This window comes from Streptomyces sp. NBC_01808, assembly GCF_035917395.1.
Classification (GTDB): domain Bacteria; phylum Actinomycetota; class Actinomycetes; order Streptomycetales; family Streptomycetaceae; genus Streptomyces.
The window spans coordinates 6,984,121-6,997,485 of the sequence record NZ_CP109072.1 but is presented as its reverse complement, the minus strand read 5'-3'; the positions used below and the strand labels follow the sequence as shown (position 1 = coordinate 6,997,485).

Below are 13,365 nucleotides of genomic sequence, written 5' to 3'. Positions count from 1 at the left end.
TGCCCCGTCATGAGCGAACCCATCCTCGTCCTCGTCTCGGCCGCCGCCGGCCTCGTGGTCGGTGCCGCACTCGGGTGGTACGCGCGCGGCGCCCTCGGCGGGCGCCGCCACCGACGCCGGGAGCGCTTCTTCGGGCTGCCGCGCAACTCGGAGGCCCTGGTGGTGGTGAACCGGGACGCCGGCGGCGGGGACTGGAGCGTGGCCAAGCACGACGCGCTCGCCCTGCTGGAGCTGTCCGCGGTGATCAAGTCCTGCGGGGCGCACGCGCAGGTCGTCGCGCAGGACACCGCGCAGCAGACGTTCGGCGACCGCACCGAGTTCTGCGTCGGCACCCCGATATCCAACCGCCGCATGGCCGCGCACATGCAGTCCCTGCTGCCCGGGGTACGGATCAACACCGACCCCGAGCCGGGCCCCGACCGCGGTGCGTTCGCGGTGGGCACGGAGCGCTACCGGCTGGAGAACGGGGTCAGCGAGCACGTGCTGCTGGCCCGGCTGTCCGCGGGCCAGGAGGCCAGGCCGGTCTTCCTCTCCTGCGGCCAGCGCTCCATCACCAACCAGGCGGCGATGCGCTATCTGGTGAAGAACGAGAGCCGGCTGAACCGGAAGTACGGCAGCAACTCCTTCGTCCTGCTGCTGAAGGTCGTCAACTCGCAGTCGTACGGACCCGATGTGGTGGAACTCGTCGGGGACGTGACCAAGCAGGCGCAGACGCCGCTCGCCCAGCCGGCCGGGAAGCACGGCAAGTCGTGACCCAGCCCCGCCGCGCCCGCGCGGCCGGAGCGCGCGCCCGGCGGCCGTCGCGACGATGGTGCCGACCTAGGTACGCATTCGCTCCCTGAGTACCTAGCCTGTCGGGCGAGTTGCGGGAGAGGAGCCCCGGGTATGGGCGACGCCAAGCCGGTGTACCAGCGCATCGCCGACGATCTGCGCGAGCGGATCGACGGCGGCGAGCTGTCCGTGGGGGCGCAGATCCCGTCGCGCTCCCAGCTCAAGCGCGCGTACGCGGCGAGCGACCAGACCGTCGACCGGGCCGTGCGGGTGCTGAAGGCGGCCGGCTACGCCCAGGGGCAGTTCGGCCGCGGCGTGTTCGTCGCCGACCGCACCCCCGTGGGCAGCCTGCTGCGCAGCACGGGCGCGGTCGACTCCCCCTTCGCCGCCCGGCTCGTGCCCGAAGGGGTGGCGCTGACCTGGGAGGCGGTCTCCACGCCCGCGCCCGCGCCGCGGGAGGCCGCGCGCCGGCTCGGGATCCCGGCGGGTGACCGGGTGATGTGCACGCAGTACGAGTACCTGGCCGACCGCAAGCCGGTGCAACTGGCCGTGAGCTGGGAGCCGCTGGCCCTCACCGACGGCACCGACGTGGTCTTCCCCGAGCGCGGCCCGTACGCCAGGCGCGGCGTCCGCGGCCGGTTCGCGGCCATCGGGATCCGGGTGGTACGGGCCAGGGAGCTGGTCGGCTCGCGGTCGGCGACGACGGCGGAGGCGGAGGCACTGGGCTGCGCGCCCGGGCAGTGCGTGACGACGGTGGAGCGCACGCACTACGACGAGCGCGGCCGGGCGGTGGAGACCTCGGAGGCGGTGGTGCGGGCCGACCGCTGGCGGCTGGAGTACGACATCGCGTTCACCGGCTGACGGGCAGGACCGCCGCGCGCGTCAGCCCTCCGCGACCTCGGCGTACATCTGGGACAGCTCCGGCGCCCCGTTCGCCGCCCACTCCGCGCCGATCTCCAGCACGTCCATCTCCCGCCCCGAGGACAGCCGCACCACCGGCGCCCCGTCCTGCGAGTCGATCACCCACTGCGCGCCCGCGATCGTCCGTACGATCACCGTGCCCAGGTAGAGACCCGCGTCGCTGCCCAGCCAAGGCGTGATCTCCGGGTCGTCCCGCCAGCGCGGCAGCAGTTGGTCCAGCTCCTCCAGCGACCGCGGGGTGTCGTCCAGCTCGACGCCCGCCGACTCCGCCTGGACGCGCAACAGTTCGCATTCGCTCAGCAGCTCGGTGACGCCCTCCTGGTCGACCGACGCGTCCGGGTGCGACGTCCGCTGCTCACGCCCGGAGCCGTGCCGTCTACGCCAGTTGTCGAGGAAGGAGATGTTCATGCCCCCAGCCTCGCATCCGGGCAGGCGGCAGCACCACAGGCGCGCGGATCCGATTCGCTCACCAGGTGTTTCCCGGAACGCCGTCTTGACCGTTCACCCGTGTCTCTTTAGCTTCATTGCGCCCCCCTGAGATGACTGGTCATGTCGAGACGCCGAACCGGGACCCGGAGGGCCACCTTGCGGATTCGCCTCGTCACCACCGCCACCCTGCTCACACTCGCCGCCACCGCCGTGCCGGTGGCCGCCCAGGCCGCCGAACGGTCCGGCGGGCCGCAGCCGTTGGCCGAGCTCTTCGACAACACCGCCGTCAGCGACGACGCCGACCCCGGCGCCGCGGACTTCGACGGCGCGGGCAGCTCCCTGTCCGCCCGGGACCTGGCCGCCGCCGGCTGGACGCCCGGGCGCAAGCTGGACATCGACGCGGCCGGGCTGCGGCTGCCGCGCTACGGCCGCGGCGCACCCGACAATGTCGTCGCCGACGGCCAGTCCGTCGCGCTGCGCGGCAAGGGCAACGCCGTCTCCCTGCTCGTCGCCGGCTCCACCGCGGGCGGCCCGGGCACCGGGGTCTCCGGCACGGGCACCGTGCGGTACGCGGACGGCAGCTCCAGCCCGTACCGCCTGACCGCGCCTGACTGGCGCGCCGGGCCGCTCACCACCAAGGCGCTGGCCCTGCCGCGGCTCAACACACCCGAGGGGCCGCGGGCCGAGGCCACCCGGCTGTACGCGGTGACCGTGCCGGTCACCCGCGGCAAGCGGATCACCTCGCTCACCCTGCCCGACGACCCGGGACCCGAGTCCGACCTGCACGTCTTCGCCGCCTCCGTACGGGCGGAGGCCACCGGCTGGACCGGGAGCTGGGCCGCCAGCACGTCCGGCTACACCGCCGTGGGGCCGTGGACGGACCGGACGCTGCGGCTCGTGGTGCACGCCGGCACGGGCGGCGACCGCACCCGCGTGCGGCTGGCCAACACGTTCGCCGCGTCGCCAGTGCGGTTCGGGCAGGCGACCGTCGCCGTGCAGGGCGAGGGCGCCGCGACCGCGGGCCGGCCGGTGCCGCTGACGTTCGGCGGCAAGACGGGCACGACGGTCGCCGCCGGCGCCGAGGCGGTCAGCGACCCGGCCCGCTTCACCGTGCCGCCCGGGTCGAACCTGCTGGTGAGCATCCACCTGCCGGAGACCGTCAGCGCCGCCCCGGTGCACGCGCTGGCCATGCAGACCTCGTTCATCAGCGCCGACGGCAGCGGCAACCGCGCCGCCGACACCGGCGCCGGCGCCTTCACCGGCACCATCGGCACCTGGCCGTTCCTCACCGGCATCGACGTCGGCGGCGGCCCCGGCTCCGTCGTCACGCTCGGCGACTCCATCACCGACGGGCACAGCTCCGGCACCGGCACCAACCAGCGCTGGCCCGACGTGCTCGCCGGCCGGCTGCGCGCGCAGGACGACGTGCCCCGCTACGGCGTCCTCAACCAGGGCATCTCCGCCAACCGCATCGTCACCGACCGGTACAAGGGCGACGGCGTGAGCAGCGACGTCGGCGGCGTCAGCGCCCAGCACCGGCTGGAGCGCGATGTGCTGGCGCAGACCTCGGCCCGTACCGTCGTGGTCTTCGAGGGCATCAACGACGTGCGCGCGGGCACCAGCGCGGACGAGGTGATCGCCGGGCTGCGCAGCATCTCCGAGCGGGCGCAGGCCCGCGGACTGCGGGTGGTGGCCGCGACCATCGCGCCGTGCGAGGGCTACGGCGACTGCAGCCCCGCGGTCGACGCGCGGCGCACCGCGGTCAACGAGTACATCCGCGCCAACGCCACCGGGGCGGACGCCGAGTTCGACGCGATGCTCGACTTCGACGCCGTGCTGCGCGACCCGGAGCGGCCGCAGCGGCTGCTGCCCGCGTACGACAGCGGCGACCACCTCCACCCCGGGCCCGCGGGGCTGAAGGCGGCGGCGGACTCGATCGACCTGGCGCTGCTCGTGCCGCGCTCGTAGCGCCGCGCGTCACACCCGGCGCGTGCCGGCCTCCAGGCCGGTGACGGCCTAGAGGCCGAGGTCGACGACGACGGGGGCGTGGTCGGACGGGTTCTTGTCCTTGCCCGGCCGCCGCGCCTCCCGGTCGACGTACGAGTCGGTGACGGCGGCGGTGAACGCCGCGTTGCCGTAGACGTGGTCGATGCGCATGCCCTTGTTCTTCTGGAAGCCGAGCTGGCGGTAGTCCCAGAAGGTGAAGGGGATGTCGTACTTCAGCGCGCGCGGATAGACCTCGGCGAGGCCCGCGGACTTCTGCAGCTCGTCGAGGGCCGTGCGCTCCGCCTCGCTGACGTGCGTGTGCCCGTCGAAGAGGGAGATGTCCCAGACGTCCTCGTCCTTCGGCGCCACGTTGTAGTCCCCGAGGAGGGCGTACGGCCGCTCGCCCGGGGCCTCTTGCGCGGCCGTCGCGCGCAGGGCCTCCAGCCAGCGCAGCTTGTACGCGTAGTGGGCGTGCCCGACGTCGCGGCCGTTCGGCACGTACAGCGACCAGACGCGCACAGGACCGCACGTCGCGCCCAGGGCGCGAGGCTCGGTCGCGCCGTCGTACTGCGGCTGGTCGGGCAGGTCCACGGTGACGTCGGCCAGGCCGACCTTGGAGACGACCGCCACCCCGTTCCACCGGCCGTCGGCGCGGATCGCCGCCTCGTACCCCAGGTCGGCCAGGGCGGCGCCAGGGAACGCCTCCTCGGTGCACTTCAGCTCCTGGAAACACACCACGTCGGGCGCGGTCTCCTCAAGCCACTGCAGGATGCGGGGCAGCCGGGGATTGATGCCGTTGACGTTCCACGTAGCGATGCGCACAGCCATGCCCACAACCTACCCCGCACCTCTGACACCGGGCCCCGGGCTCCCGTCGCCCGGCCCTGACCCCTCGGTCCCCGGGGGCGGGAGGGCTACACCGTGAGGGTCGTGCCCCGTTCGAGATGGAAGTGCTCCGCGCCGGCCACGCCCGGGCCGTTCGGGCCCAGCATGCGGCCGTAGAGCTGCGGTGCGAGGTCGGAGAGGAGCGCGTCGTGCACGTCGACGGCGCGGCGGGGGGCGACGGCGCGGACGTAGTCGATGACTTCGGCGACCTTGTTCCACGGCGCCATCACCGGCAGCAGCAGCGTCCCGACGTCCCGGTCCGGCACGGTCAGCGCGTCGCCGGGGTGGAAGACGGTGCCGTCCACGACGTAGCCGACGTTGGTGATCCGCGGGATGTCCGGGTGGATCACGGCGTGCAGTTGGCCGTGCACCTCGACCTCGAAGCCGGCGGCGGTGATCACGTCACCCTCGCCGACGGTGTGCACCCGCCCGGGGAACGCCGCGGAGACCTGCTCCGCCACGCTGCGCAGCGTCCACAACTGCGCCGCCGGGTTGGTGTCGAGCGCGGCGCGCAGCCGGCCCTCGTCGAAGTGGTCGGGGTGCTCGTGCGTGACGAGGAGGGCGTCCGCACCGACCGCCGCGTCCGGCTCGCTGTACCCGCCGGGGTCGATGACGAGCACCGCGCCGTCCTTGGCCAGCCGGACGCAGGAGTGCCCCTTCTTCGTCAATTCCATGATGCCGGTGACAACTCCTCGTCAGTACTCCGTCGTGGACACCGTACGCACCACGAGGTTCTCGGGGTCCGCGGTGTTGACGACGATGGACACGTCCGGGCGCGCGCCGGGCTGCTTGAGCTTCAGCCCCGACCAGTCCCCCTCGGTGAAGTCCCAGCCGACGGTGTCCGCCTGCGCGGGGGTGATGGGGTTGAGCCCGTCCTTCAGTCGCGGCAGGGGCCGGACGTCCGAGCGCGAGAAGGTCGTCTCCAGGTACTCGTCCACGGACTCCTGCGGGGCGGTGAAGTCGACGTACAGGGCGCTGTCGTGCAGCGCGTTCTGCTCGTAGTAGCGGATGTACTCGGCGCCGCCGGGGACGGGCACCTGGTAGATGCGGCGCAGCAGGCGCGGCGGCCAGCCGGGCTCCATGTCGGTGAAGGCGGCGCGCTCGGCCTTGTCGCGGCCGCTCTCGCGGCTCTGCTGGGTGGAGATCCAGCCGTAGACCAGCGGGATGCCCACGAGCAGGGCGATGGCGAGGTACGCCTTCCAGGAGCGGGCGACGCGGCGTGGGGGGCGGTGGGGCATGTGCCCATTGTGGGCGGGCTCTGGGTCATGGCGGCGCACCGGACGCTCGCCGGAGTCCTGCAGGGTCACTTGCCGACCACCTGCGCGAACCGCTCGTAGCGCTCGACCCGCCGCCGGTTGGTGCGGCGGAACCTGCGGGCCACCAGACGGGCCAGGTCGGCGGCGCCGACCAGCCCGGCGTCGTTGCCGAGGCGGGCGCGTACTATCCGGGCCTCGGGCCGGTAGCCGCGGCCGGTGAGGCTGCGGCCGAAGGCGTCCTGGGCGGGCTTGATCAGCAGGTCGTCGGCGGCGCTGACGCCGCCGCCGATGACGAAGCAGGAGGGGTCGAGGGCGGCGGCGAGGTTGGCGATGCCGACGCCGAGCCACTGGCCGATGTCCTGGAGCAGCTCTATGCACATCGCGTCGCCCTCGCGGGCCAGCTCGGTGATAAGCGGGCCCGTGATGTCGCCGACGTTGCCCTTGACGCGGTCGATGATCCCGTACGCGACCGGGGACTCGGCCGCCGCCAGCTCGCGGGCCTCGCGGACCAGCGCGTTGCCGGAGCTGTACTGCTCCCAGCAGCCGCGGTTGCCGCAGGGGCAGCGGTGCCCGCCGGGCACCACCTGCATGTGGCCGAACTCGCCGGCCACCCCGTACTTGCCGCGCTTGACCTGGCCGTCCTCCAGGATGGCGCCGCCGATGCCGGTGCCCAGCGTGATCATGACGAGGTAGTCCTCGCCGCGGCCGGCGCCGAAGCGCCACTCCGCCCAGGCGGCGGCGTTGGCGTCGTTGTCGACCATCACGGGGACCCGCAGCCGCTCGGAGAGCGCGTCGCGCAGCGGCTCGTTCCGCCAGGACAGGTGCGGGGCGAAGAGCACCCGGCTGCGGTCGGCATCGATCCAGCCGGCCGCGCCGATGCCGACGGCGTGCACGTCGTGGCGCTCGGAGAGGTCGAGGACCAGCTCGACGATCACGTCCTCGACGACCTTCGGGCTCTTGGACTTGTCGGGTGTCTCGGTGGTCGCGCGCTCCAGGATGTGCCCGTCGGCGTCGACGACGCCGGCGGCGACCTTGGTGCCGCCGATGTCGATGCCCACGGTGGGCACCCGGGGCGCGGTCAGGTGCGAGCGCCGCTCGCGGTGGCTCACGCTGCGCAGCACGGTGGCGCGGGCGGTGCTGCCGTGCGGTGTCCTCTCGGCGGCCGTCACGGGCGCTCCCCTCGCCCGGGCCGGGGATGCGGCTCGGTGGGTGCGGGTGATCGCAAGGGGTGGCCCCTTCCCCTGTCGGGAGTCGCTGACGTGTGCCGATTCTGCCTCACGGGCCCCCTCCCTCGCACGGCGGAGTGGACAGCGGGCGGCGGCGGGACCGCGCGCCGCCGCCGCGGGGTGCGGCGGCGGCCACGGCGTACGGCGTCGGGCGTGGTCAGGCCCGTTCTCCCCGCTCCGGCTAGGGTTTTTCCCGCTGCAGCTCGTGGCTGAGCTGCTCCAGCTCGCTGCCGCCGGCCATCTGCCTGGTCAGCTCGTCCAGGGTGATGCCGGCACGGGCGTGGCTGCCGGCCATGGCCCCGCGCTTGAGCAGGATGAACCGGTCGCCGACGAGGTAGGCGTGGTGCGGGTTGTGGGTGATCAGCACGACGCCGAGGCCGTGGTCGCGGGCGGCGGCGACGTACTTCAGCACCACGCCGGACTGCTTGACGCCGAGCGCCGCGGTCGGCTCGTCCAAGACCAGCACCTTGGCGCCGAAGTAGATCGCCCGGGCGATCGCCACCGACTGCCGCTCGCCGCCGGACAGGGTGCCGATGGGCTGGTCCACGTCCCGCAGGTCGATGCCCATGCGCAGCAGCTCGGCGTGGGTGGTGGCGCGCATCTTCTCCACGTCGAGCCGGCGCAGCGGGCCGCGGCCGAGCGTCGGCTCGGAGCCGAGGAAGAAATTGCGCCACACGGGCATCAGCGGCACCACGGCGAGGTCCTGGTAGACGGTGGCGATGCCCCGGTCCAGCGCCTCGCGCGGGTTCGACAGCCGGGAGTCCCGGCCGTCGATGCGGAAGCTGCCTGCGTCGTGCTGGTGCAGCCCGGAGATGATCTTGATGAGGGTGGACTTGCCCGCGCCGTTGTCGCCGAGCACGCAGGTGATCTCGCCGGGGTGCACCTGGAGGGAGACGCCTTCGAGCGCGCGGATGTTGCCGTAGTACTTGCTGACGTCCGCCAGTTCCACCAGCGGCCGGCCCGCGGCGGCCCCGGCGGCCTCCCCGTCCGCGGGCTTCCCGCCCGCGGCCGGGCCGCCCCCGGCCGTGTCGTCCGTGGCCTTCGTCATCTGGCCGCCTCCGCGCGCTTGCGTACCCAGGAGTTGAGGATCGTGGCCAGCAGCAGCATCGCGCCGAGGAAGAACCAGAACCAGTCCGAGTCCCACTGCGCGTAGACGATGCCCTGCTTGGCCATGCCGAAGATCAGCGCCCCGATCGCGGCGCCGATCGCCGAGCCGTAGCCGCCGGTCAGCAGGCAGCCGCCGATCACGGCCGCGGCGATGTAGTGCAGCTCGAGACCGCGGCCCTCCGCGGACTGCACCACGCCGGAGAACGAGAACAGCAGGTGCTGCCCGGAAATCCAGGCCGCCACCGCGACGCCGAGGTAGAGCCCGATCTTGGTGCGCTGCACGGGGACGCCGACCGCGCGGGCCGCGACCTTGCCGCCGCCGACCGCGAAGATCCAGTTGCCCCAGCGGGTGCGCAGCAGGATCCAGGTGGCCAGCGCGACCAGGGCGATCCACCACAGGATCGTCACCCGCACCTTGAACGAGCCGACGTCGATCGACGAGGCGAACAGCACCCGCGCCGACTCGAAGCCCTGCATGTCCGAGATGGACTTCGTCGAGACCGTGCCCTGGATCCTCTTGGTGATGCCGATGTTGGCGCCCCACAGCATCAGGTACGTGCCCAGCGTGATGATGAAGCTGGGCAGCCCGGTGCGGACGAGCATGTAGCCGTTGAAGAAGCCGACGGCGAGGGTGACCAGCAGGGAGACGAAGACGCCCACCCAGACGTTGGCGGTCATCTCGTACGCGAACATCGTCGACGTCAGCGCCGCCGAGGTGACCAGCACGCCCGCCGACAGGTCGAACTCGCCGCCGATCATCAGCAGCGCCACCGGCACCGCCATGATGCCGATGGTGGAGGCCGCGTACAGCACGGTGTCCAGGCTGGACAGGAAGCTGTCCGCGATCACGGCGAAGAAGAGGAAGACCGCGACGGCGCCGATCACCGAGCCCAGCTCGGGCCGGCCGAGGAGCCGGTGCAGCGGGGAGGCGTGCAGCAGGCGTTCGTCCGGCGCCTTCGGAGCCGGGTCCGCCGGGAGGGTGGCGGTCATCGGGTGCCGCGCTCCGTGAACTTCTTCAGGTCCGGGGCGTCCTCCTCGGTGACGATGGCGGGACCGGTCAGCACGGTCTGGCCGCCGCCGATCACGTTGCCGTTCGTCTCGTACAGCCACAGCTCGTCGACCGCGAGGTAGCCCTGCAGGTAGGGCTGCTGGTCCACGGCGAAGCTGAGCTGCTTGCTCTCCAGCGACGCCGCGACGGCCGCGTTCAGGTCGAAGGTCGCGACCTCCGCCTTGCTGCCGGAGGCGTCCTTCGCCTCGACCGCGGAGGCGGCGACGTCCGCGTTGAGGGTGACGACCGAGTCGATGCCGCCGTCGGCCTCCAGCTTGGCCTGGATCCCCGAGAGCACCGCGGGCTTGCTCGCGCCGTCCACGGTCAGGTTCTCCACCGAGCCCGAGAAGGTCTTCTTCACGCCGGCGCAGCGCTGCTCCAGGCCGACGTTGCCCTGCTCGTGGATGACGCAGACGGCGTTCTTGCGGCCGCGCTCGTTCAGCTCCTCGCCGACCGCCTCGCCGGCGACCGACTCCTCCTGGCCGATGTGGCTCAGGGCCCCGTACTCCTCGGAGAACTCCGCGCCGGAGTTGATCGTCACCACCGGGATACCGGCGTCCACGGCCGCCTGCACCGCGCCCTTCATCGCCTCCGGCTTGGCGAGCGTGACGATGATGCCGTCGACCTTCTTGTCGACGAACGTCTGGACCAGCCGCGCCTGCTCGTCGTCCTTCTCGCTGTTGGCGTAGAGGAACTCGACGTTGTCCTTGGCCGCGGCCTGCTTGGAGCCGCTCTGGACGATGTCCCAGAAGGTGTCGCCGGGCGCCGAGTGGGTCACCATGGCTATCTCCATGCGGGGCGTGTTCACGCCACCGCCGCCGCCCCCGCCGCCGTCGTTCTCCTCGGCGTCCTTGCCGCCGGAGTCGCTGCAGCCCGCCGCGGCGACCGCCAGCAGGGTGGCCGTCGCCACCGCCGCGAACACGCGCGTGCTACGGGCCATACGGCTGCGCGCCATCTGGGTACCCGCCTTTCTTCCCTGGTCGTCCCCCGCCGCCCGCGTGGCGGCTGGAGGTGTTCTAGCCGGGGGCGGGGGCCGAGTCAATGCCTTGTCCGATCATTCTGACCCGCGGCTACCCGCGAGTCACCCCGTGGGTCCCCGCCGGCTCAGCCCCGGTCGAGCAACTGGAACTCGAAGCTGTAGCGCGAGGCCCGGTAGAGGTGCGAGCCGAACTCCACCCCGCGCCCCGTGTCGTCGTACGTGAACCGCTCCATCGTCAGCACCGCCGCGCCCTCCTCCTCGCCCAGCCGCTCCGCCTCCGCGGCCGTCGCGGGCCGGGCGCCGACCCGCTGGCGGGCGCTGTGCAGCGCGATGCCGGCGGCGCGCAGCACCCGGTAGAGCCCCGTCGACTCCAGCTCGTCCGCGCGCAGCCCGACCAGCTCGGCGGGCAGGTGGTTGCAGAGCACGGCGACCGGCTCGCCGTGGGTCAGCCGCAGCCGGTCCACCCGGACGACGTCGGTGCCCTCGGCGATGCCGAGGGCCGCGGCGACGTCCGCGGTGGCCTTGACCTCGGCCACCCCCAGCACCCGGGTGGCGGGGCGCTGCCCGGCGGCTTCCAGGTCGTCGTAGAGGCTGGTCAGGCCGAGCGGGCGGCGCACCTGGCTGTGCACGACCTGGGTGCCGATGCCCCTCTTGCGTACGAGCAGCCCCTTGTCGACCAGCGACTGGATGGCCTGCCGCACGGTGGGCCGGGACAGGCCGAGCCGGGCCGCCAGTTCGATCTCGTTGCCGAGCAGGCTGCCGGGGGTCAGCGCCCCCTGCTCGATCGCCGCCTCCAGTTGCTGGGACAACTGGAAGTACAGCGGGACCGGGCTGCTGCGGTCCACACCGAGCCGGAGGGCCGGGACGGGGCCTGTGCCGCGCTTCGTCACGCTCCGGAGCGTAACGGTCGGGCCGGGCCACCGGAAGCCTTCACGTCAGGTTGTCCTGACAATTGACAATCCCGCTGGCCACGGGAGATTTTGAGGCCATGCGCATCGGACTCCTCGGCACCGGCAGGATCGGCGCCTTCCACGCGGCCGCGCTGCGGCGGCACCCGGACGTCACCTCCCTCGTCGTGACCGACGCGGACCCGCGCCGGGCCGCCGAGGTCGCGGCCCTTACGGACGCGGAGGCGGTCGCCACGCCCGCCGACGCGCTGGCCGCGGGGGTGGACGCGGTGGTGATCGCCGCCGCCACCGCCGCGCACGCGGACCTGCTGGGCGCGGCGGCGCGGGCCGGTCTGCCGGTGTTCTGCGAGAAGCCGATCGCCGTCGACCTGGCGGGCACGCGGGCCGCGCTCGCGGAGGTGGCGGCGGCCGGGATCGTGCTCCAGATGGGCTTCATGCGCCGCTTCGACGCGGGGTACACCGCGGCCCGCGAGGCGGTGCGCGGCGGGCGCCTGGGGCGGCTGCACACCGTACGGACCGCCACCTCCGACCCGGCGCCGCCGCCGGCCGCGTACCTGCCGCTGTCCGGCGGGCTGTACCGGGACTGCGTGATCCACGACGTCGACGCGCTGCGGTGGGTGACGGGCCGCGAGGTGACCGAGGTGTACGCGGCGGGCTCGGACGCGGGCCCGGCGATGTTCCGCGAGGCCGGCGACGTCGACACCGCGGCGGCGCTGCTCACCCTGGACGACGGCACCCTGGCCACCGCGACGGCGACCCGCGTCAACGGGGCGGGCTACGACGTGCGGATGGAACTGGCGGGCGAGCGCGACCAGATCGCGGTGGGCCTGGACGAGCGGACGCCGCTCACCTCCGTCGAACCGCGCGCCCCGGCGCAGGCCGGCAAGCCGTGGCAGGGCTTCCTGGAGCGCTTCGGCCCGGCGTACGAGGCGGAGTTGGCGGCGTTCGTCCGGGTGGTCCGCGGCGAGCTGGCCAACCCGTGCGACGGCGCGGAGGCGCTGGCGGCGCTGCACGTGGTGGAGGCGTGCGAACTCTCGCGCCGCGAACGCCGCCCGGTCCGGGTCGCGGAGATCACGGACGCGCCGTAGGGGCGTCGGGCCGCCGCCCCGGCGGGCGTTGTCAGGCCGGGGTGAGGCGGGAGAGGAGGTCGGTGGCGCGTTTGGCGACCTCTTCGCGGTCGCCGCCGGAGAGGGCCGAGCCCATGCCGACGGCCACCGCGCCCGCGGCGATCCAGTCGGGGGCCTCGGCGATCGAGATGCCGCCGGTGGGCAGCACCGCGGCCTGCGGCAGCGCGGCCCGTACGTCCTTGACCCAGCCCGGCTCGTGCGCCGAGGCCGGGAAGAGCTTCATGACGTCCACGCCCAGCTCCAGCGCGCGCACCATCTCGGTGGGCGTGGCGACGCCGGCGAAGACCGGGATGCCGTAGCGGTGCGCGGTGGCGACCACACCGGCGTCGAGGTTGGGCGCGACGAGGTAGCGGGCGCCGGCGTCGACGGCCAGCCGCGCCGAGGCGGCGTCGAGGACCGTACCGGCGCCGATGACCGCCTCCGTGCCGACCTCGCGGCGCAGCGAGCTGACCAGCTCCAGCGCGAAGGGCGTGGTCAGCGAGATCTCCAGACTGCTGATCCCGGCGGACAGCAGCGAGTCGGCGGTGGCGGCGGCACCGTCGTAGGTGTCGCTGCGGACGATGGCGACGACCCGCTGTTCCAGCGCGGCCCGGGTGATCTCCCAGCGGTACACGGTGTTTCCTCCGGCTGTTCTCTCTGGGCGTCTCTGGGCGTCTCTGGGCGTCTCTCCGGGCGGTGCCCGGTGCTGCGTTGCTCAGGGGCGGGTGCGGCCGTACGCCTCG

At 73.4% G+C, this 13,365-nt stretch carries 14 protein-coding genes; 4 read left to right on the top strand and 10 right to left on the bottom strand.

Annotation, left to right across the window (positions count from 1 at the left end; translation table 11 throughout):
* The first annotated feature begins 9 nt into the window (after positions 1-9).
* Positions 10-753, top strand: coding sequence for a hypothetical protein (locus tag OG946_RS30880; protein ID WP_326799244.1), 744 nt, complete (start codon positions 10-12; stop codon positions 751-753).
* A gap of 132 nt (positions 754-885) precedes the next feature.
* Positions 886-1,632, top strand: a complete 747-nt coding sequence (locus tag OG946_RS30875) for a GntR family transcriptional regulator (protein ID WP_326799243.1) — start codon at positions 886-888, stop codon at positions 1,630-1,632.
* 21 nt (positions 1,633-1,653) lie between these two features.
* Here OG946_RS30875 and OG946_RS30870 read toward each other — a convergent pair whose 3' ends face one another.
* On the bottom strand, positions 1,654-2,100 hold the full coding sequence (locus OG946_RS30870; RefSeq protein ID WP_326799242.1) for a DUF6278 family protein: 447 nt from the start codon (positions 2,098-2,100) through the stop codon (positions 1,654-1,656).
* 177 nt (positions 2,101-2,277) lie between these two features.
* On the opposite strand from OG946_RS30870, the gene OG946_RS30865 reads away from it, so the two are divergent.
* Entirely contained in the window at positions 2,278-4,089 is a 1,812-nt protein-coding gene (locus OG946_RS30865) for an SGNH/GDSL hydrolase family protein (RefSeq protein WP_326799241.1), read from the top strand.
* A gap of 48 nt (positions 4,090-4,137) precedes the next feature.
* Here the strand turns inward: OG946_RS30865 and OG946_RS30860 are convergent, their stop codons facing one another.
* The 8 genes from OG946_RS30860 to OG946_RS30825 all read right to left on the bottom strand — a co-directional run bounded on the left by OG946_RS30860 (position 4,138) and on the right by OG946_RS30825 (position 11,498).
* A complete protein-coding gene (locus OG946_RS30860) occupies positions 4,138-4,929 on the bottom strand; it encodes an exodeoxyribonuclease III (RefSeq protein WP_326800417.1) in 792 nt (263 codons plus the stop codon).
* A 92-nt stretch (positions 4,930-5,021) separates the two neighbouring features.
* Positions 5,022-5,666: an MBL fold metallo-hydrolase gene (locus OG946_RS30855; RefSeq protein ID WP_326799240.1), complete on the bottom strand. Its 645-nt coding sequence runs from the start codon at positions 5,664-5,666 to the stop codon at positions 5,022-5,024.
* Positions 5,667-5,687: 21 nt separating this feature from the next.
* Positions 5,688-6,230, bottom strand: coding sequence for a hypothetical protein (locus OG946_RS30850; protein WP_326799239.1), 543 nt, complete (start codon positions 6,228-6,230; stop codon positions 5,688-5,690).
* A gap of 65 nt (positions 6,231-6,295) precedes the next feature.
* The gene (locus OG946_RS30845; protein WP_326799238.1) at positions 6,296-7,417 is read right to left on the bottom strand and encodes an ROK family glucokinase; all 1,122 of its coding nucleotides are present in this window, start codon (positions 7,415-7,417) and stop codon (positions 6,296-6,298) included.
* A 238-nt stretch (positions 7,418-7,655) separates the two neighbouring features.
* Entirely contained in the window at positions 7,656-8,522 is an 867-nt protein-coding gene (locus OG946_RS30840) for an ATP-binding cassette domain-containing protein (RefSeq protein ID WP_326799237.1), read from the bottom strand.
* Complete coding sequence (locus tag OG946_RS30835; protein WP_326799236.1) at positions 8,519-9,571, bottom strand: ABC transporter permease; 1,053 nt, start codon at positions 9,569-9,571, stop codon at positions 8,519-8,521. The genes OG946_RS30840 and OG946_RS30835 overlap by 4 nt, the downstream gene beginning before the upstream one ends.
* Positions 9,568-10,569, bottom strand: a complete 1,002-nt coding sequence (locus OG946_RS30830) for a sugar ABC transporter substrate-binding protein (RefSeq protein WP_326799235.1) — start codon at positions 10,567-10,569, stop codon at positions 9,568-9,570. The genes OG946_RS30835 and OG946_RS30830 overlap by 4 nt, the downstream gene beginning before the upstream one ends.
* Before the next feature lie 164 nt (positions 10,570-10,733).
* Entirely contained in the window at positions 10,734-11,498 is a 765-nt protein-coding gene (locus OG946_RS30825) for a GntR family transcriptional regulator (protein ID WP_326799234.1), read from the bottom strand.
* A gap of 98 nt (positions 11,499-11,596) precedes the next feature.
* Here OG946_RS30825 and OG946_RS30820 point away from each other — a divergent pair, with 98 nt between their 5' ends.
* On the top strand, positions 11,597-12,604 hold the full coding sequence (locus OG946_RS30820; RefSeq protein ID WP_326799233.1) for a Gfo/Idh/MocA family protein: 1,008 nt from the start codon (positions 11,597-11,599) through the stop codon (positions 12,602-12,604).
* A 31-nt stretch (positions 12,605-12,635) separates the two neighbouring features.
* On the opposite strand, the gene OG946_RS30815 is transcribed toward OG946_RS30820, so the two are convergent.
* Complete coding sequence (locus OG946_RS30815) at positions 12,636-13,256, bottom strand: bifunctional 4-hydroxy-2-oxoglutarate aldolase/2-dehydro-3-deoxy-phosphogluconate aldolase (protein ID WP_101420724.1); 621 nt, start codon at positions 13,254-13,256, stop codon at positions 12,636-12,638.
* Between the last annotated feature and the right edge of the window lie 109 nt (positions 13,257-13,365).